At 61.2% G+C, this 1,015-nt stretch carries 2 protein-coding genes; both read right to left on the bottom strand.

What is annotated here, in order from left to right; translation table 11 throughout:
* Positions 1 to 34: 34 nt before the first annotated feature.
* On the bottom strand, positions 35 to 649 hold the full coding sequence (locus A2I95_RS42270; RefSeq protein ID WP_291738200.1) for a chloramphenicol acetyltransferase: 615 nt from the start codon (positions 647 to 649) through the stop codon (positions 35 to 37).
* A gap of 25 nt (positions 650 to 674) precedes the next feature.
* On the bottom strand, positions 675 to 1,015 hold a 341-nt coding region (locus A2I95_RS42265; protein WP_367153233.1), incomplete at its 5' end, for a PhnE/PtxC family ABC transporter permease.

Genomic DNA, 1,015 nt, shown 5'->3' with positions numbered 1-1,015 from the left:
ACCCGGAACAGGCGGGAGCCTCCCGCCCGCTGGATCAAGCATATTTCTCCAGAAACGCCTCCGCCCGCAAGGTTCGGAAATCCGGCAATGCGGCGCGCAAAGTGTCGTGGTCCCAGTCCCACCAGGCCAGAGCCATCATCTGATCGGCAACAGCCTCGGTATAGCGGCGGCGGATCACCTTGGCGGTGTTACCGCCGACAATCGTGTAAGGCGCCACATCCTTGGTCACGATGGCGCCGGAGGCCACAACCGCACCATGGCCGATGGTCACCTCGGGCTTGATGATCGCAGCATGGCCGATCCAAGTGTCGTGGCCGATAAAGGCCCTGCGCCCGGCGCGATGGGAGAACCACTCTGCATCATGCTCCGCATCGTCCCAGTAGTCGCCGGAACGATAGTGGAAATGATGCAGCGAGGCCTTCTCCATCGGGTGATCGGTCGCGCCGATCCGGACAAAGCTGGCGATGTTAGAAAACTTGCCAATCTTTGCATTGGCGATATCGCAGGTGCGGTCGCAATAGCTGTAGTCGCCAACCGCTGAATTCGCGATCCGGCTGCCTGCGCCGATCTCCACGTAGCGCCCGAACCGGCTGTCTGTAATCTGGCATTCCGGGTGAAGGAACGGGGCTTCTGCCTGCAAACGGGCCATAGTCTTTCCTCTGAAACATCCGGGATCAGGGCAGCAGGAAGGTGCCGCCCTCTTGCCCTTTGACCGCCTTGCGTTTGCCCGGTCCGCTGCCGCCTGTGATCAGCTTCCGCCGCAGCCAGCCCGAGAACCAGTCCATCAGCATTACCATCAGGATGATCAGCGTGATGTAATAGGCCACCTCCTCCCAGTCTTTCTGGGTGATGATCGCCTGGGTCAGCAGCAAGCCGATGCCGCCGCCGGTGATTGCACCGATGATGGTGGCAGAGCGGGTGTTGGATTCCAGAAAATACAGCAGCTGGCTCAGCAGCACCGGGGTGATCTGCGGGATCACTCCGAACCGGTAACGCTGCAGCGGTTTGGCGCCGG

This window comes from Leisingera sp. F5, from assembly GCF_001593695.1.
Note: the sequence above shows the minus strand (reverse complement) of the source record. Positions and strands in the feature narration are given on the sequence as shown.